Source organism: Staphylococcus capitis subsp. capitis, from assembly GCF_040739495.1.
GTDB classification, from domain to species: Bacteria; Bacillota; Bacilli; order Staphylococcales; family Staphylococcaceae; genus Staphylococcus; species Staphylococcus capitis.
In genome coordinates, this window is record NZ_CP145263.1 from 1,995,360 (window position 1) to 2,014,576 (window position 19,217).

General features: G+C 32.7%; 16 protein-coding genes and 2 pseudogenes. 3 read left to right on the plus strand and 15 right to left on the minus strand.

Going from position 1 to position 19,217, the window contains the following annotated elements; translation table 11 throughout:
* Positions 1 to 53: 53 nt before the first annotated feature.
* From nagA to norA, 8 genes and pseudogenes are all read right to left on the minus strand, one after another.
* Positions 54 to 1,235, minus strand: coding sequence for an N-acetylglucosamine-6-phosphate deacetylase (gene nagA / locus V6C74_RS09900; RefSeq protein WP_002452696.1), 1,182 nt, complete (start codon positions 1,233 to 1,235; stop codon positions 54 to 56).
* A gap of 199 nt (positions 1,236 to 1,434) precedes the next feature.
* Entirely contained in the window at positions 1,435 to 2,463 is a 1,029-nt protein-coding gene (locus V6C74_RS09905; RefSeq protein WP_353961530.1) for a PTS fructose transporter subunit IIC, read from the minus strand.
* 174 nt (positions 2,464 to 2,637) lie between these two features.
* Positions 2,638 to 3,416 (minus strand): annotated as a pseudogene (locus tag V6C74_RS09910) (fructose PTS transporter subunit IIA); the annotation flags it as partial.
* A gap of 5 nt (positions 3,417 to 3,421) precedes the next feature.
* The gene (gene pfkB / locus V6C74_RS09915) at positions 3,422 to 4,342 is read right to left on the minus strand and encodes a 1-phosphofructokinase (RefSeq protein ID WP_016898347.1); all 921 of its coding nucleotides are present in this window, start codon (positions 4,340 to 4,342) and stop codon (positions 3,422 to 3,424) included.
* The gene (locus V6C74_RS09920) at positions 4,339 to 5,097 is read right to left on the minus strand and encodes a DeoR/GlpR family DNA-binding transcription regulator (protein ID WP_002452693.1); all 759 of its coding nucleotides are present in this window, start codon (positions 5,095 to 5,097) and stop codon (positions 4,339 to 4,341) included. The genes pfkB and V6C74_RS09920 overlap by 4 nt, the downstream gene beginning before the upstream one ends.
* Before the next feature lie 220 nt (positions 5,098 to 5,317).
* Positions 5,318 to 5,800: a Cys-tRNA(Pro) deacylase gene (gene ybaK / locus V6C74_RS09925; RefSeq protein WP_103175517.1), complete on the minus strand. Its 483-nt coding sequence runs from the start codon at positions 5,798 to 5,800 to the stop codon at positions 5,318 to 5,320.
* 140 nt (positions 5,801 to 5,940) lie between these two features.
* Positions 5,941 to 6,420: a hypothetical protein gene (locus tag V6C74_RS09930; RefSeq protein WP_002452690.1), complete on the minus strand. Its 480-nt coding sequence runs from the start codon at positions 6,418 to 6,420 to the stop codon at positions 5,941 to 5,943.
* Between the two features lie 263 nt (positions 6,421 to 6,683).
* Positions 6,684 to 7,851: pseudogene (gene norA, locus V6C74_RS09935) on the minus strand (multidrug efflux MFS transporter NorA).
* Between the two features lie 333 nt (positions 7,852 to 8,184).
* Between norA and V6C74_RS09940 the strand changes: the two are divergent.
* Both V6C74_RS09940 and V6C74_RS09945 read left to right on the plus strand, forming a co-directional pair.
* On the plus strand, positions 8,185 to 8,802 hold the full coding sequence (locus V6C74_RS09940) for a DUF1361 domain-containing protein (RefSeq protein WP_002452687.1): 618 nt from the start codon (positions 8,185 to 8,187) through the stop codon (positions 8,800 to 8,802).
* On the plus strand, positions 8,799 to 9,077 hold the full coding sequence (locus tag V6C74_RS09945; protein WP_002452686.1) for a hypothetical protein: 279 nt from the start codon (positions 8,799 to 8,801) through the stop codon (positions 9,075 to 9,077). Before V6C74_RS09940 ends, V6C74_RS09945 begins: the two co-directional genes overlap by 4 nt.
* Before the next feature lie 98 nt (positions 9,078 to 9,175).
* On the opposite strand, the gene V6C74_RS09950 is transcribed toward V6C74_RS09945, so the two are convergent.
* From V6C74_RS09950 to V6C74_RS09970, 5 genes are all read right to left on the minus strand, one after another.
* Positions 9,176 to 10,549 (minus strand): deoxyribodipyrimidine photo-lyase, encoded by a 1,374-nt coding sequence (locus V6C74_RS09950; protein ID WP_016898351.1) that lies wholly within the window; start codon positions 10,547 to 10,549, stop codon positions 9,176 to 9,178.
* A gap of 315 nt (positions 10,550 to 10,864) precedes the next feature.
* Entirely contained in the window at positions 10,865 to 12,415 is a 1,551-nt protein-coding gene (locus tag V6C74_RS09955; RefSeq protein ID WP_016898352.1) for a DASS family sodium-coupled anion symporter, read from the minus strand.
* Between the two features lie 202 nt (positions 12,416 to 12,617).
* Positions 12,618 to 13,559 (minus strand): malate dehydrogenase, encoded by a 942-nt coding sequence (gene mdh / locus V6C74_RS09960; protein ID WP_002452683.1) that lies wholly within the window; start codon positions 13,557 to 13,559, stop codon positions 12,618 to 12,620.
* A gap of 145 nt (positions 13,560 to 13,704) precedes the next feature.
* Positions 13,705 to 13,989 carry a hypothetical protein gene (locus V6C74_RS09965; RefSeq protein WP_103175516.1) on the minus strand — a complete coding sequence of 95 codons (285 nt, stop codon included), beginning with the start codon at positions 13,987 to 13,989 and terminating at the stop codon, positions 13,705 to 13,707.
* A gap of 17 nt (positions 13,990 to 14,006) precedes the next feature.
* Positions 14,007 to 14,933, minus strand: coding sequence for a GTP-binding protein (locus V6C74_RS09970; RefSeq protein ID WP_002452681.1), 927 nt, complete (start codon positions 14,931 to 14,933; stop codon positions 14,007 to 14,009).
* Between the two features lie 224 nt (positions 14,934 to 15,157).
* Between V6C74_RS09970 and mgrA the strand changes: the two genes are divergently transcribed.
* The gene (gene mgrA, locus V6C74_RS09975) at positions 15,158 to 15,598 is read left to right on the plus strand and encodes an HTH-type transcriptional regulator MgrA (RefSeq protein WP_002433445.1); all 441 of its coding nucleotides are present in this window, start codon (positions 15,158 to 15,160) and stop codon (positions 15,596 to 15,598) included.
* A gap of 126 nt (positions 15,599 to 15,724) precedes the next feature.
* On the opposite strand, the gene cydC is transcribed toward mgrA, so the two are convergent.
* Positions 15,725 to 17,410, minus strand: a complete 1,686-nt coding sequence (gene cydC, locus V6C74_RS09980) for a thiol reductant ABC exporter subunit CydC (RefSeq protein ID WP_016898354.1) — start codon at positions 17,408 to 17,410, stop codon at positions 15,725 to 15,727.
* Positions 17,411 to 17,412: 2 nt separating this feature from the next.
* Positions 17,413 to 19,041: an ABC transporter ATP-binding protein/permease gene (locus V6C74_RS09985; RefSeq protein ID WP_049390770.1), complete on the minus strand. Its 1,629-nt coding sequence runs from the start codon at positions 19,039 to 19,041 to the stop codon at positions 17,413 to 17,415.
* Between the last annotated feature and the right edge of the window lie 176 nt (positions 19,042 to 19,217).

The following is a 19,217-nucleotide window of genomic DNA, read 5'->3' on the forward strand; positions in this document are numbered from 1 at the left end:
TAAACTCAATGCTATATTATACTCAAAACAATTGTCCTAATCAATCAAACACATTATTTTTCAAAATGATGAGGCACACCATTTTTAATAGTCGTCATTACATTACATTCATCATCTAAGATAACAATATCTGCATCTTTACCGACCTCAATGCTACCTTTAACATCATCAATACCTAAAGCGATGGCTTGATTTAAACTAGTAACGCGCCATAAATGTTCTAAACTGTCTCCTGTGAATTTAATCAAATTATGAAGACCGTCATTCATTCTTAAGATACTGCCAGCAAGCGCGCCACTTTCTAAACGCGCTTCTTTATCTTTAACAATGACGTTTTGACCTCCTAAATCATATTCACCCTCAGGCATACCTTTTGCTCGCATCGCATCAGTAATGAGATAGCAATTCTTATTTCCTTTAAGTTGATAAGCAAGAGCGATAGAAGCAGGATGTGAATGTACACCATCAACAATCATTTCAGTTTTTAAGCCTTTATTTAACCACGCAGCGCCAAAAACACCTGGATCACGATGAGCAAATCCAGTGGCAGCATTATATAGGTGGGTAATGTGTTTAGCTCCACTCTTAACAGCTTCATTCGCCTCATCAAATGTAGCTACAGTATGACCAATTGAAAAAATAATATTATCCTTTAATGCTTTTAATGTTTCTTGTGCCCCTTCAACTTCTGGAGCAAATGTAATGATTTTAATTAAACCATCTGCCTCTTCTTGAAAAGCACGAATTTGAGCAGCGGAAGGACGCTGCACATATTTAGGATGTTGTGCACCTACTTTATGTTCTGAAATAAATGGTCCCTCTAGGTGAACTCCAGTTATTTCTGCTGCATTTTCAATGTCTTGATGCGCTTTATAAGTCACAATATTTTTCAAAGCTTTGTTAATATTCTCAGATGATTGAGTCATTGTTGTCGCTAAGAAGGAAGTTGTACCTTCTGATAATAATGATTCTGCTAGATGTTTAAGTCCGTCATATGAAGCATCCATTGCATCTTCACCATATCCACCATGTATATGTATATCTATAAATCCAGGTAAAATATGTTGGCCTTTAGCATCTAAGAATTGAATTGACCCATTAGCATCTGCCGCTTCCTTTTGAAAATGCCCTGATCCTACGCTTAAAATTTTGCCATCTTTAATATGAATGAAACCTTTATCGATAGTTTGTTCCTCTGTGTATATTTTCCCATTCGTGATTACAAATTCTGACATACTTCAAACCTTCTTTTCTTTATATTGTCATATTGTTATTCAGCTATTTTATTATATCTTTATTAGCGTCTCTTATCATTCATTTCTATATATATCCCATACCTATCTTTAGTAATATTTATCTATTTTTCACAACATATGCATGATAAAAGCCCTTGCCGAACAAAGATGTTCTAGCAAGAGCTTCTCACAATTTATATTATTCATCCATAGCTTTAGAAGCTTGAATTTCATTTTTAGTTACTTTAGGTTTTAAGAAACCGTATAATAATGCTGAAACTATCGTACCTACAACTAATGCAAGTATAGTTTGTAGAACGTGGCTGAAGTCTGTTGCAAGAATTACGATAATACCACCATGTGGCGCATTAATTCGAGAACCTAGACCTAATGCAATTGCACCTGCAAGTCCTGAACCTACCATCATTGATGGAATAACACGTAATGGGTCAGCAGCAGCAAAAGGAATTGCACCTTCAGTAATGAATGATAATCCCATTACATAGTTAGGTACGATTGAACCTCTTTGTTCTTTCGTAAATTTCTTTCTAAAGATTATCATTGTTGTAGCAATAGCTAGTGGTGGAATCATACCACCAATCATAGCTGCTGTGATTGGCGCAGCATTTCCTTCAGTTAATGCAGCAGTTGCGAATACATAAGCAGCTTTATTGAATGGTCCACCCATATCAATTGCCATCATAGCACCTACAACTAGTCCAAGTAACATGATGTTTGAACCTGATAGATTATTTAAACCATTTAATAATAAATGATTTAGCCATGAAGCTGGAGGGTTGAATACATATACCATTAATAGACCAGTAATTGTTACAGAAAGCACTGGATAAATTAAAGTTGGTTTTAGACCTTCTACTGCTTGTGGTAATTTACGTGTAATATATTTTATTCCTTGAGTTAAGTAACCTGCTAAGAAACCTGCAATAATACCACCTATAAATCCTGAACCACCTGATATCGCTAGCATACCACCAACTAGACCTGCAGCGAAACCTGGTTTATCTGAGATACTACGAGAGATGAAACCTGCTAGAACTGGAATAATTAATGCGAAGGCACTATTTTTACCAATATTCCATAATTGTTCAGCAAACGCATTGTGCTCAGAACTTTTAGGATCAAATGAATTTGGACCAAATAAGAATACGATTGCCATTAAAATACCACCAGCAATTACAAGTGGTAACATATTTGAAACACCATTCATCAAGTGTTTATAGAATGCTTTACCAGGGCTAAGTTTCTCTTCGTTTTTATCCTCAATACCTTTAGCACTATCTCCACGAGCAACAAATGGTTTGCGACTAGTGTCAAATGCAGTGTTAATTAATTCTTCAGGACGTTTTATTCCGTCAGCTACTGGCACTTCAACAACATTCTTACCGTCAAAGCGATCAGTCTCAACATGAACGTCTGCCGCAACAATAATACCAGTTGCACGCTCAATATCTTGTTCAGTTAAATGGTTTTTAATACCACTTGAACCATTAGTTTCCACTTTAATTTTAACATCCATTTTTTCAGCTTGTTTTTTAAAGCATCTCGTGCCATGTACGTATGTGCGATACCTGTTGGACAAGCAGTGACAGCTAGAACATATGGCTCATTACTATCATTAGCACTATCACTTGCTGAGGAACCCGCTACAGCACCTACGGCATTTGCTTCATTTTCTTGTGCTTCTGCTTCTTCCTCTTTAGTAGCTTCATCATCCGCTTCATCAATTATTTGTAATACCTTTTCAGGAGATTCAGCATTAATTAGCTTCTCACGTACATTTTCATCCATTAAAATGCCTGAAAGTTTAGCAAGCGCATCTAAATGAGTCTGTGCGCCACCTTCTGGAGCAGCAATCATAAAGAATAAATGTGCAGGTTGCATATCTAAACTTTGATAGTCTACACCTTCTTTAGATTTCCCAAATGCTATTGCAGGAGATTTTACAGCTGCTACTTTCGCGTGAGGAATCGCAATTCCTTCACCAATTCCTGTTGTACTTTGTGATTCACGATTATGAATAGCTTCTTTAAATGAAGCAACATTACTAAGTTTTCCTGCTTTATCTAATTGATTGACTAATGCTTCAATCACGCCGTTTTTATCTGAAGCAGATAAATCCATTGCAATTGTATCTTTAGTTAATAATTCTGTGATTCTCATTTAATTCACTCCCCATCAAGTACAGAAACCGTAACTTGAGATTTAATTTTTTCTATAGCATCCCTAGTTGCTAAATCTTCTTCAAAAGCAGTTGCTGTTCCAGAAGCTACTGCTTGTTTAAAAGCATCTTGGATAGATAACCCTGATTCTAAACCTGCGACCATTCCAGCAACAGTACTATCTCCAGAGCCTACAGTATTGATGACTTTACCTTGTGGATTCACAGCTTTGATACTTTGTTGTTCATCTACATAAACAGCTCCATCGCCACCTAACGAAATGATAACGGATTGTGCACCTTTTTTAAGAATTTCTTTACCGTATTTAACTACATCCTGGTCACTTGATACCGTCGTATTGAACATGACTTCAAGCTCGTCTTTGTTTGGTTTAATAAATAATGGCTGATACGGTAATACTGTTTCAACTAAATCTTTTTCAGCATCTACCACAAGCTTTGCGCCAGTGTTTTTAGTTATTTCAGCAATTTGAGCATAAGCATCACTTGGAATACTATTTGGAACGCTACCTGCTACAATCACTGTATCTTTATTTGTCGTGTTTTTAATTTGTGTTAACAGAGCTTGAAATTGATCTTGTGTCACCTTTGGACCTGGTGCATTAATTTCAGTCTCTTGACCTGATTTGAGTTTTACATTAATACGAGTATCTTCATCTACTTCAATAAAATCTGTATGAATCTTACTTTCTTCTAAAGTTTTTGATATAAATTCTCCAGGAAAGCCACCTGCAAAACCAAGTGCAGTTGAATCAACATCTAGAGTTTTAAGTACTCTTGAAACATTTATCCCTTTCCCACCTGCAAATTTATACGTTTCTTTCGCTCTATTTAATCCTTTTAATTCAAAACCATCTGTAAACATGATGTAATCAATTGAGGGATTAAATGTAACTGTATATATCATGATTGTCCTCCTAAAAAATGATATTGGTTAGTGTACGCTTCAGTGACTTTATTTTTGAACGCCTTTTGTGAAGTAATGATTTTAATACCATCTAGCATTGGCACTCTTGCAAAATATACCTGATCAAATTTCGTTTGATCGACGAGTACATATTTCTCATTAGATAGCTTCATCGCTGTTTCTTTAATCAAAGCTTCTTGTTCATCTGGTGTTGTAAAACCATACTTCAAATCCATACCGTTCATTCCAATGAACGCCCGATCGAAACAATACCTTCTCAATGTTTCCAATGCATTTGCACCAACAGTTGCCATTGTTGTCTCTTTCACCTGTCCACCAATCATTAAAGTTTTAATCCCATTCTTTAATAACTGTTCCACATGTGTCATACCGTTCGTCACAACAATGATATCTCTCGCATCGATATATTGAATCATTTCAAACGTAGATGAACCTGCATCTAGGAAAATGCATTCGTTGTCTTTTATTTCCTGAGCGGCTCGTTTACCAATTTCTTGTTTTTCTCGTAAGTTCTGAGTCAATTTCTCAGTCAACCCAGGTTCTACTACACGATTTTGGTTAAGCGTTGCACCACCATGAACACGTTGTAATTTACCTATCTTTTGTAATTTGGATAAATCCCTTCTAATTGTTGAAGCACTACAACCCGTTCTATCAATTAATTCTTGGAGTGTTAAAAAATCTTTTTTAGCTAATTCTTGCAATATTAAATCATGACGTTTTTCTGAAATCATTTTTATCACCCCATCTCAATTATCATTATAATGAGTACGCTTACATTTTTCAATCATAAATTATCAAAATCAATCAAAAACATTCACTATGTGACAAAAATAAAAACATCTAAATTAATAGATGTTTTATATATAGCCGATGCTATACTATCAGTACAGCAATTAAACATGAATAATCTATTCATTCAAAACCAATCATATGTATTACACATTAATTTGTCTATTCGTGTGTAATATGTGCCAATTGCGCTTGAGTCATCTCTACAAGATCATCTACTTGGATGATGATTTGCATACCACGTTGACCACCACTAACATATACTTTGTCTAAGTTTTTCGCAGAAGCATCAATTGTTGTTTGAAATAGATGTTTCATACCTATAGGTGAACAACCACCCCTCACATAGCCAGTAACTTGTTTAAGTTGATCCAATGGCATTAATTGAAGTTTTTTCTCGTTGACCACATGAGCCGCTTCCTTCATATCTAATGATGCATTTACCGGAATCACAAAAACGAAATGACCATGATTCGCGTTTTCTAATACAAGCGTTTTATAGACTTCTTCAACATTTGCACCAACCAATTTAGCAATTTGTTCACCATGTTGGTGTTTATCAGTGACTTCATAGGTATTCATGCCATACTTAATTTTAGCGCGGTCCAGCATGCGCATCGCATTTGTTTTTTTACTTTTAGCCATCTTTCCACCCTCAATATTATAGCTTTTATTCAATATTTATTTTAACATGCCACCATCCATTTCTATGACTTAATAGCATTTAAATGTATTCTATATACATAAAAATTCACTCTTTCTATGTACTTTAAAAGAGTGAATTGCTATTGCGAATTAGATTGTTCAGTATTTACATGGCCATATTCATCTACTGAAATATTTGTATGTTGTCTACCATTAACATCTGAGAATGAATATTTAGCTGTCGGTGATTTACTTTGCATATGGTCAATTTTATAATTGTTTTTCATATGATGGTCTGCGTAGTTTAAAGCAATCACGTTACATTCTTGTGGTGTGAAATTATAAGATGTTTGGTTATTTGTTGTTTTTTTATTGTATTTATTATTCGTTATCTCATTGTCTTTATCATTTTTATCTTTTTCGGATGCCTTAGCCGTATAGTTTGAATGTAAATTGAAAGTGTCTTCAATGTAAGAAACTTTATTCACTTTTGAAAATGTGCATATCGTTTGATGTACTTTTGCTAAAGCATTTTGGTTTGTAGCTAGGAAAATCAATCCTACTAAACAAATTGATAGTATTACGGCTACAACACTCAATAATAAATTTTTCAAATTCATCCCCTTACCCACATTTCTCTTAAGATTTTCATCTATCTTAACATATTAATTTTTGAAAAAAGATATGTAGGTTACAATTTAAATAGATTGTAATATTTGTAACATTAGTATTAACGAAGTTGTTACTTTTGTCACATAAAAGACGCATGTCATATATATAAGAAATTTAAAATTTACGGTTCTTAACGTCTTAAAAATAAGAAAACACTCTAAATTGTACGTTTTTTCGTAATTTTTAGAGCGTTACCTTATTTATACTAATATTAAGATTGTGATTGCTTACGTCTGGATCTTAGCCACTTTTCAATAAAGATAATTACAATACCGCTTAAAGAGACTGCGATAGCCATATATAACGGAAATTCTAAGTTTACGTCGAACAATGCTCTTGCTACTAAAGGTCCAATAAAGTTACCCATACTTGTAAAAGTAGAATTAAGACCTCCCGCAAATCCCTGACGGTCTCCAGCAATATTTGAGAAATAGTTAGTTAAAGCTGGACGAATCATATCGAAACCTATAAATACAATGAAACTAATGACCATAATTGTCCAATAACCATTGGATAGAATCAGCATCACCAGAACTATAAGCTGAATAAAGTAAGGAGCTTGCTATAAAATTAAGCTCTGTCATATACTTCATAAATTTATCAAAGAAGAATACTTGGAATATAGCGCCGAAGAAGCCCCCACCAGTAATCGCAATTGAGATATCTTTTGGAGAATAATTAGCTTTTTCTGAAGTGTATAATGAGAATAATGTCTCAAAAGCTGACAATCCAAAAGCTAAGACTAACGTTAATATAACGGGTGTGATAAACACTTTCCAATTGATTTTAGTGAGTAATTCAGGTTGATATTGATGAAAGCCATCTGTCGTTTCTTTTTTAGGATTATGGATTAAAACTAGAGACATTGTAAACGCGATAGCTCCTAAAGATCCTGCAAAATAGAATGGTAATCTATGCGAGATTTCAGCTAGAAATCCACCAAATCCAGGACCTAAAATAAAACCAGAATTAATTATGGCAGACATATACCCGAAATTCTTAGCTTTATCTGCGCCTTTAGAAATATCAGCAATCATACCTGTGACACCGGGCATTACCATTCCTGCACTAAATCCTCCTAGCACACGCGAAATCATAAGAATAGTAAATGTCTGTCCTGCCGCAAACATAAATTCTGAAATTGAAAATAAAACAAGACCTATGCAAATTATAAGTTTCTTGCCTAATTTATCCGCCAAAGTACCTCCAAATGGTGAAATAACCATTTGTGATAATGCAAACGCAGCAACTAATACTCCTAAATCGCTCCCTTTTAAACCTAAATCTTTTAAATAAACTGGTAATACTGGGATAACAAGACCAATTCCTAAGAAAATTAGAAATATATTAAAGTACAATGTAAATAATTGTTTTCTCATAAGATGTCCTCCTCTCTACATGTATTACTGACAACTTATTTCAATGAATGATGCTTAAAACATCTGTCATATCCCAAAATAAAACGAACTAATTAGTCCTTACTGTCTATATAACTAAAAGTTTCTACATTGTATAATATTTCATTAACATTTTACAATAACAATTCATAATATTTTAAGCATTTAACAAGTTTATTTTAAGTTTTAGAGAGAATTTGAGGCTACATTATTGTGTTAACTTCATATTATTTGATATGACATGCATTTACAGTTAACATTAAAACTCGACAATTCAATTAATTATTAAAATCTTTAAGAAAGTAGTGCATGATAATGCAACCACGTTATATTGCAAGGATATACTTTATAATTTTATTTATTATTTCTCTTGCTGAAACAAGAGTTTTTAATTTTATGACCTTAAATTTATTTTTAGCATATGTGCCTTTTGAACTTTGCTTACTTTTAAAGTTATTTAAACCAAAGAAAGTATTTGAATGGCCTTTATTTGTTGTCTTTGGATTGATATTTCTACTTTTAGTTCCTAATACTTTTTATATGATTACAGATTTAATACATTTGAACCAATTTCAATTTAATTTTCTCGTAGGATTGAATCTTACTGAATGGGTATACTTCACTTTCCTAATGCTTGGCGTCTTTTTAGCGATATATGTTATGATTTTAATCTTTATGGAAATAGGACATTTAACTTCTCATTTATGGTTAAATCGTACACTCATCATTGTACTTATGTTCTTAAATGGTTTAGGTATATATATCGGCCGATTTTTAAGACTTCATACCGTCTATTTAATTGACGAGCCTTTAAAGATAGCTACTCAAGTACTTTCAGTGTTTAATATAAAGACTTTCATGTTTGTGCTTCTAATGGTAATGATGCAAAGTACGATTGTTTTATTTGTAAAAGGGGTGAGATTACAAAAATGATATTCGGCATTATGTTATTAATCATCATTCTCATCATTTTACAGCTTATTATCGGTCATTTCTGGCATGAGGTTGGATTTAATTATACTCAAAGTATTCAACTCATGTTTTTACCATTAGGTATCGGACTATTTATTATGCAAATTGCTTACTACGAAAGACATTACCCAAATTGGGAAGTTCCTCTCAAAGTTAAGCTTAGACTTAAATATATGTATATTATCACTTTCTTAGAATATGTAGCAGTTTATATCTGTCTTTTTAGATTAATCTAGTACTAAGGTGTATATATAAACAAACTCAGATATGATATAAAAACACTCCATAAAAATCGTTTATGGAGTGTTTTTATAAATATTTATATTTTCCTTAGTTATTCCAATGCTTTAAATTCTGACATCACATGATCTCTGCTCTCGCTATGATCTACAATTTGTTTAGGATAATCTTTTCCTAACTCTATACCTTGCTCTTTAATTTGACGCTCGTGCTTATAAGTATCATGTAAATATTTCGCATCAACATCATTAAGTATCGGTATAAATTTTTTAATGTATAACGCCTTTTTATCAAAACGTTCACTTTGTCGTACTGGATTAAACATTCTAAAGTACGGCACAGCATCTGTTCCTGTTGAAGCAGACCATTGCCAACCATGTACATTTGAAGCAGCATCATAATCGATAAGCTTTTGTCTAAAGTATTCTTCACCCCACGTCCAATCAATAAATAAATCTTTTGTAAGAAATTGTGAAACAACCATTCTCATCCGATTGTGCATATACCCAGTAGTATTAAGTTCTCCCATTGCAGCATCAATGATTGGAAAGCCTGTCTTCCCTTTAGTCCATAAATCAAAATTCTCCTCATTATAAGACCAATTCAAATTTTGATATTTTTCTTTAAAAGCATGATGCGCTGTCTTAGGATATTGAGTCATCAAGACATAATAAAACTCTCTAAAAATTAATTCACGAATAAATGCTTCATAATTTTGTTCATCTTTATCATAACTATTTAGCAGATCATTAAATATCTGAATAATATCAAGCACTCCATATGCTAGATATATACTTAATTGACTAGTAAGGACCTCAGGCAAATATTCACGTTTTGTATCATAATCTTCAATGTCTTTATCTAGAAAATCAGACCATTTATATTGTGCATTCTCTTCACTAATACCACTTTGACTATAGTTACCTTTTACTTTTTGTTTTGATTTAACGCCTACTTTAGCTATATCTTTAAGATCATAATTGTAAACTGTTCTTTTCATTAAATATGGGCGCCATTTTTTATAAAAACTCGTAAACACTTTATATGGTTCACCTTTGTTATTACGTGTTTTACTTGGTTTAAAATAATGATTAGCTCTTATAGTCGTTACAGATATATCTTCTTTTTTAAATTTTTCTTTCTGATGCAAAATGTCATACTCTTCCTTGTGATAACTCATAATATCACCAGCAATAACCACCTGATTGATCCCTTTTTCTTTACTGAAATCAATCAATTCATCATAGTCTATTAGAAACGGTTGAATATCGTGATCATAGAGTGTATTAACAAATTTTTGTAATGTTCCATAATAATAATGACGCTTCATTGTAGCTTCATTACTAAACTCTTCTTTTGGGATAATATAATAGCATTTTTCTATATCTTCCATATTTTGATAGACATATTCAAATAAAGGATTGTTATTCGTTCTAAAAACTCTATTTAAGATGACACCTAATGCCATGATTGTTACCACCTAACATATTTTTTATTATTTTACCCTGAAAAGAGTTCACGAACACACAACAATATTCACATAAAAAAGGAGCGGAAAAGAAATATAATTTATCAAAATTATTTTCGTAGTCCCGCCCCAATTTGCATTGTTTGTAGAACTTCATTCTAAAGACATTCTCTATGTTAGCCCCCGAACCGACAAAGATAACTATGATTGAAAGAAGCTTGAAATAAGCGCACTTTCAATTCAGACATCTATTGTCTGTATATTAAATGAGACTGCGACAATGAATTATGTCCCAGCCTCTACAAAATTTAGTTTTTAAACTAAGCCCAACCATTTCCAGTAAGTTAAACTAAATACTATTACAAGAATGTAACCTATAATCGTCAAAGGGATCCCTGTTTTCAAGAAATCTTTGACTGTAAATGTTCCAGTACCATATGCAAGCATATTTTGCGGTGCACTTACAGGTAGCAAGAAACCAAAACTAATCACAAATTGTTGAATTAACACAAACCCAATTGCATGATCTCCTAAATGAAGTGTTGACGTTAATGAAATAAATACTGGAATTAGAGCAGATGATAGACTTGTCGCGCTTGCAAATCCTAAGTGAATTAATATATTAAATAACGTTATTAAAGCAATTGTTGCAATAATAGGTAAACCTTTAAGTCCCATTAATCCAAATGTTTGATCACTTAACCATTGTGCCGCACCTGTTTTTAATAACACATTACCAAGTGAAATCCCTACACCAAAGACAATAATTGTCCCCCAAGGAATTTTCTTTTCAACACCTTTCCAAGTAATAACACCAATTTTAGGCATTAACATAATTCCCAAGGCAATTAACGTAATAGATGCTGAATCAATCGGATGTAATATCTTTTCTGTAGACCAAAAGAAGAGTAATAAAATCGAAATAGCAATTAAACGCCATTCTCTAGCACTCACAGGCCCTAAGTCGTTTAATTCTTTCTTAATTAATTCCTTTCCACCTTCTATCGCATCTCTTTCCGGAGGCATTACTTTTATCATGATGAAATATAACGCTATAGACATTAAAACAGACCATGGCGCTGCATATAAAAACCATTCTCCCCAAGAAACATCATGACCTAAATTTTGATTGATAAAATTAATAGCTACAATGTTCTGAGCAGCAGCTGTTTTGATACCAATATTCCATATGGATACTGCTTGCACTGCAGTAATAACTAGTAGAGAAGCAAGCTTACTTTCCTTACTCATTTTAAAGGCTGCAATCATTCCCAGTAAAATGGGTACAACTGCGCCAGCACGTGCAGTAGCTGAAGGTACAAAGAAAGCTAACACAATAGAAACTACAATAGCACCAATAACAATATTTCGAGTTTTATTTCCTACTATTGAAAGAACTATTAATGCTAAACGTTTATGTAGATTTGTTTCCTGCATGGCTGTAGCAAGGAACAAGGCGGCGGCTACCAAAGCAACCGCAGATGTAGAAAATCCACTAAAAGCATGAGTCAGCGCGTTGTTAGTACCTAACAATTCGCTCCCTTTTAAAATAGCATCTCCACTTTTAGGATTACCCAACTTTTCAGATAAGTTCTGAACAGGACTGAACCCTAGTAACAATATAATTAAACCTAATATGAGTGTGGCAGATACTGGATATGACACTGCTTCTGTTACCCACATAATTACGGCAAATGCTAAAATTGCTAAAGCTGCTTTCGCCATAATAGGTAAACCTGAAGGTGTTGGTAATAATAGGATTCCTATTAATAAAGCAAAACTTATCATAATCCATATAGATTTATAACTCTTTTTACTTTGAGTGTTTTGACTCTGATTGTGTGTTTGTGGTTTCCCTTTAGCCATACTTATCGACTCCTTAATATATATTACACTTAGATTATATCAAGAAAGCGCTTTAATAAGTTCGTATTGTGATAAAATACACATAATCCTCAAAATATTTGTAAATTGTAATAAATAACTAGTACAAATTTTAAAATTAAATTTGTAAATAGGCCTCTTTTGCATTATTAAAACACTGTGCAAAAGAGACCCAATATATTTCTTATTTATTTTTTAGTGCATTTTTCACATTTTGGACTGACTCAGCTGAATATTTTAATTGTTCTTGTTCTCTCTCATTCAAATTAACTTCTACAATTTTTTCTATACCGTTCTTGCTAAGAATAGTTGGAACACCTAGACAAATATCTGAGAATCCATATTCACCTTCTAAGTAAGCAATGCTTGGTAACAAGCGCTTTTGATCTTTTAAAATAGCTTCAATCATTTCATATATAGCTGTAGCTGGTGCATAATATGCTGAACCTTTACCTAATAATTCTACAATTTCAGCTCCACCTTTTCTTGTGCGATTGACTATGCGTTCTAAAACATCTTCAGCAATTAAATCTTTAACTGGTACACCATTAACTTGTGTTGATTCCACGAGTGGAACCATTGTATCTCCATGCCCTCCAAGTACAAGACCATTAATATCTTTTACTGAAACCTTTAATTCATCAGCAATAAAACTTTGATAACGAGCGGTATCAAGAACACCTGATTGTCCAATTACACGTTCTTTTGGAAAACCTGAGGCTTTTAATGCAGTATAAGTCATAGCATCAACTGGATTGGTTAATACAATAATCGTAGCATTAGGTGCGTACTTCGCAATATTGAGAGATGTCTGATGAACTATTTCTTCATTGGTTTGAACCAAATCATCTCTAGTCATTCCAGGTTTACGTGGTATTCCAGCGGTCATAACCACAATATCTGAATCTTGAATATCCTCAATTTGAACAGAACCTTGAACGTTTGTATCAAATCCAAATATTGGTCCGCTTTCTAAAATATCTAATGCTTTTCCTTTAACAAATCCCTCTGATTGTGGACGATCGATCATTACAATATCTGCTATTTCTTTTTGCGCTAATACAAAAGCTAAAGTTGATCCAGTATTTCCTGCTCCAATGATTGAAACTTTTCTTCTAGTATTCATGAACCATAGCCTCCTAATTTATATTTATCTCTAAAAAAATAAAAAGCTTTGCTATTTCAATTAAAGTATAACACTGAAATAACAAAACTTTTCAAATATCATTATTTATTTTTTACTCAATAACACTTTTGACTAACCTAAAAAATTAATGTCTTAAACCAAACACATACAATAGTGTGAAGAAAGCTGCACCGCTTAAAATAGTCAATACTAAAGTTAAAATAAACGTGCGTTTAAAGTGTCTAATAAAAGCAATAAATAGTAGCCCTAGATTATATGCAAAGAATAATCCAAACAAAGTCATTGATACTTTAATATCTGGATAAAAAATATTAAATAACTGCACAACTATGGCAAATCCTAAATATGGAAATGTAATTAAGTTTTTCTCAAATTTAATTTGTTGTTCTCGTTTATCTTCATTATTCATAACCTTACTCTCCTTAATTATGAAAATTGTATCATATCGAGCTTATTTTTTAGCCTATTAACGTCTATTTGCTCTCCAATAATTACAATAGTTAAAGTCATACCTTTCTCAACGACACCATAATCTGGCAGACCATATGCATATTGAAATTCATAGGTTTCATTTGGTGTATCGCGGAATTGAACGTAACCTTTCAAACGTAATACGTTGTCAGGTAAGCGTAAAATAAATTGATAAAAAAGTTGACGATCGATGGAGCCACTAAACGTATATTGCATACTATTTATACCATGATGATGTGAATGTGTGTGTATCGTCGCAACATCGTCACGAAATTGTGATATTTCATCGATGTTCACCTGTCCATAGGTTGTTAAAATAATTGGAACACTTGCATTGATACGATATAATTCATCTTCTAATTGCTGCTGTTGATCTTCACTTATTAAATCTGTTTTATTAACAATTAATACATGACTCACTTCAAGTTGTTCTTCCATTAATCGCATCGTTGATTCCGAATACTGCTTTCTATTTAAAAAACGTTCTGCATCAACAACACCAATAACTTGTGGTTGGTGTACATACTTTACAATTCGTGGGTCTTGGCAAGCCATTATGATTTCAATAGGATGTGCAATACCAGTGGCTTCAATAATGATATGATCCGTTTCGTCACTCTGTAAAAGTAATTCAATTTGATTCACTAGATCCATTTTTAAATCACAACAAACACAACCGTTCAATATTGAACGGACATCTACCATATTACTTAAATGATTACCATCAACGTCTAATGAGCCAAATTCATTCATGATAACTTTAACTTTCTCATCAGTTTTTAATATTTCACTAATATAATGTTTCAGTAAAGTAGTTTTACCACTACCTAAAAATCCGCTAATGATAGAAATTGTTATTTTTTCATCTTTATTATTTCTCATATTATATTCCCTTTTCTATTACAAGCATTTTTGAAAATGATAACATATATATTTAATTATCTTTTTACTTGATTTAATGTAAGATATCTTCTAAACTTTAAACATACTTTAATTTTAGCATGGCATTGAATCAAAGTGTTGTACAAATTATATTTTGTACAACATAGACGGATTCCAATCCGAAAAAGAGAAAAAACGGATAGAATGTCTGGAGGAGAACTTTAATGTCTGATCAACATAATTTAAAAGAGCAGCTATGCTTTAGTTTGTACAATGCTCAAAGACAAGTTAATCGCTACTACTCTAACAAAGTCTTTAAAAAGTACAACCTAACTTACCCACAATTTCTTGTATTAACGATTTTATGGGATGAGTCACCTGTTAATGTCAAAAAAGTCGTTACAGAATTAGCACTAGATACAGGTACTGTATCACCATTACTTAAACGAATGGAACAAGTTGATTTAATTAAACGCGAACGTTCTGAAGTGGATCAACGTGAAGTATTTATTCACTTAACAGACAAAAGCGAAACAATTAGACCTGAATTAAGCACAGCATCGGAGAAAGTTGCAACAGCTTCATCTTTATCTAAAGAAGAAGTTAAAGAACTGAATCGCTTATTAGGTAAAGTCATCGATGCATTTACTGAAACGAAAGAATAATAGAAAGTTTCTGTCATGAAATTAAAGTTAAACTAAGGAATTAATATACATTTTGAAATGAAACAGCAAATAAAGTCGTATCGATTATCGATACGACTTTATTTGCTGTTAATACACATTGATTATTTAAGCTCTTGAACTATGGTTGATCTCAATCATCTGGGATAGATAACCATTACCTTTTAATAAACTTTCATAAGAACCGCTTTCTTTAATTTCTCCATCAATCATAACTATAATTTTATCGAAACGTGGTAATACATCTAAATCATGTGTAGCAATAATTAACGTTTCTGAAGATGATTCAATTAAATTCATCATTTTAGTAGTATTTTCTAAATCTAATGCAGTCGTAGGTTCATCTAAAATCCATATGTCAGCTGAATCTCTGAGTAAAAGTCTAGCTAAGCTTAACCGTTGTTTTTCGCCACCAGACAGATTCTCTCCGTCTAGCGATACATTTCTCTCTAAGTCTAGATAACCTAGCCCTACAGATTGAAGTACTTGAATTAATACAGCATCCTCTTTCTCTGAAAATAAATTATCTCGTACCGTTCCATCAAACATGTGTTGAGACTGTAACATACCATTCATCTTATGATACTTGTCTTCTTCATCAATATCCGTAACTATTTGACGTTTTAACTTAACGATTCCTTGATCAACATGATATAGACCTAACATCACTTGTAGCAGAGTACTTTTCCCAGAACCTGAAGGACCAATAATAGCAACTTTCTCACCTTCTTGAATAGTTAAATCAATGTTGTGAAGTACAGGAGTTTGTTGATACCAATAACTAAAAGTAACATCATTCATTTCAAATAATGACATCGTCGAATCTGTATATTTCAATGGATGCATTATGTTAGATTGGGGCGCATTTATAACATCGTTAATTTCATCCAACGCTTGATCAGTATCAGCTTTATAATATGCAACATTACTCATTGGTACTGCCTGTTCAAATAAAGTTAAAATCATCAGCACAATACTCGTTATATAAACAACATCTAAATGACCAGATTGAACCTGTTGCACTCCAATAACTAAACTGAGAAATATTGAAACCATTGCTATGAGATTCAATATATAATCATACAAGGATAAAAAACGACGTTCTTTTGATTGCATACTGTCATATTGATTTAGACGATGCATAACATCTACTTTAAATTCATCTCTTTGTCGAAAGCGTCTTAATTCCTCATCACCTTCTTTATAATCATAAAAACGTTGTAGAAAGTTACTTTGATGCAAAGCTACCTGTCTTTTAAGTATTCGGGCTTTTTTAGCACTTATCCACGGAACTATCCATAGAGTGAGTATCATACTTAGTGCAATAAGACATGAATGCATCGGTGATATGAAAATTAATGTAATGATAGACACAATAGCTGTTAAGCCTATCACTACTGGAGGATAATAAACTCTTAAAAATATATTTTGTAACGCTTCAACTCGGCTTACCATACGTGTAATCAAGTCACTTGAATTAAATTTTCTATAGACATCAGGAACCGCTGGAAATAATTTATTAAGAAACTGTACTCTTACATCTCTTAACATCGTGAAAGTCGTTCTATGTGATAACAATCTCTCAATATATCGTGTTATCGCTCTTAAGAAGCCAAACATTTTTACAGTAACCACTAAGACCATTAGTGCATATAATGGTGCCCCTAATGCACTTTGTGTCACCATATAACCACTTAAGAAGAACATTGCTAATGCTACAAGGCCACCTGCTACTCCAACTATAATAGCTAGAAGTAAATCTTTATCTTTTCGAAAATGAATGCGCGATTTCAAGCCTATTGATTCACCTCATTTCGCGATACTGATATCGTCATATCATCTTTTATTAGACGGCCATTTTCTAGATAAATACGACGTTTAGCTTTATTAATTGTTGAATCACGATGAGCAATAATGATCATCGTAGTATCTCTAAAATGATTTTGAATTACATTTTGGATTGTACGTTCTGTTTCAATGTCTAGACCAATTGCCGGTTCATCAAATATCACTAACTCAGGATTCATTAGTAATAACCGACACAACTCAATTCGTCTCATTTGGCCCCCAGACAACATTTCGCCACCTTCTCCAATTTGTGTATGAATACCATTTTTAAGAGATAACACTTTATCTTTTAGACCGATCTCTTCTAAAACTTGAATGATAGTTTTATCAGAAACCTCACTATTATACATCGCTATATTATTTTTAATTGAATCTGTAAAAATATAAGGATTTTGACTTAGAAATCCAATACGTGTGGCTTCCTTGTTAAAGGATATACTTCCTTTTGTAGGCGTTTTAGCTTGGCTTAAAATATGAGCTAACGTAGTTTTACCCGCACCACTTGGGCCGACAATTGCAATTTTATCGCCTGAGTATACAACCATATTAATATGAGTAAGAGCGTCCTGTTCGTTATTTGGGTATTGGTATGATAACTCTTTTACTTTGATTTGTGGATTTTGATAAGTGTTTATAGTTGGATTAGAGTGTGTGGGTTTATTTTCAGAGTCTAAGAACTCAAAAACAACATCACTTGAACCCTCACTTTGTTTACCAGTATGGAATGCTTGTCCTAAATCTTTAATAGCATTATAAAATTCCGGAGCAAGAATGATAGCAATAGCCGCAGTAATGAAGTTGATCTTATTAAATACGACTAGACTTAGAGCCGCTTCTAGCGCGACCAGACCAATACCTAACATGCTAATAAATTCAAGCATTAATCCTGATAAGAACGCGCTTTTTAAAATTTTCATAGTTAAGTCTCTAAATTTAGTGCTATCTTCATAGAGATGTGCTTCAGTATTCTTAGTTTGATTGAGTAATTTGAGCGTAATCAAACCTTTAGCAATATTCAAAAACCTTTGGCTAAATTGATTTAAATATGTCATTTGATCCTTTGATTCATCTCTTGTTTTCAGACCAAAAATGATATAAAACATAGGAATAAATGGAGCAGTAACCATCATAATTAACGCAGTTGATAAGTGTACATAACACATAGCGACGATAATCGCGACTGGAATCATCATTGACTTAAATACTTGTGGTAAATAACTTTGAAAGAATGGTGCGATACCATCAATACTTTCGGTTAAAATATTTATTTGTTCTCCAACTGAGCGTGTACTATTCTTATTAATCACTTGTTGTCTTAAATCATATTTCACTCTAGTAGCCATGCGATCACCTATGCGTTGGTTCAACATGTTGAAAGTTGCACGTGCAATAAGAATCACGAAAATCAATATAAAAAGTCCTATAAGTGATTGTTTATGATGATACAACATGTGATTGAGTAATTTGGCGATAGAAACATTTTGTATAACTACTGTTATAGATAAAAAAACGCTCATGATAAACATGAGAGCGGGATATATTTTATATTTAAACACTAAATTTGTTAGTTTTTTCACAATAACCTCACCTACTTTCATTATAAAAGGTTTACTAGAAATTTAAATTAAAACGCTCAATCATTTTTTTAATTAATTTGTTTCATTTATTAAAATAATTATTATGTCATACTTTGGTCCAGTATTGACGGTTAGGTTAACACCATATTAATTTAATATGCTATGATAATATGGTA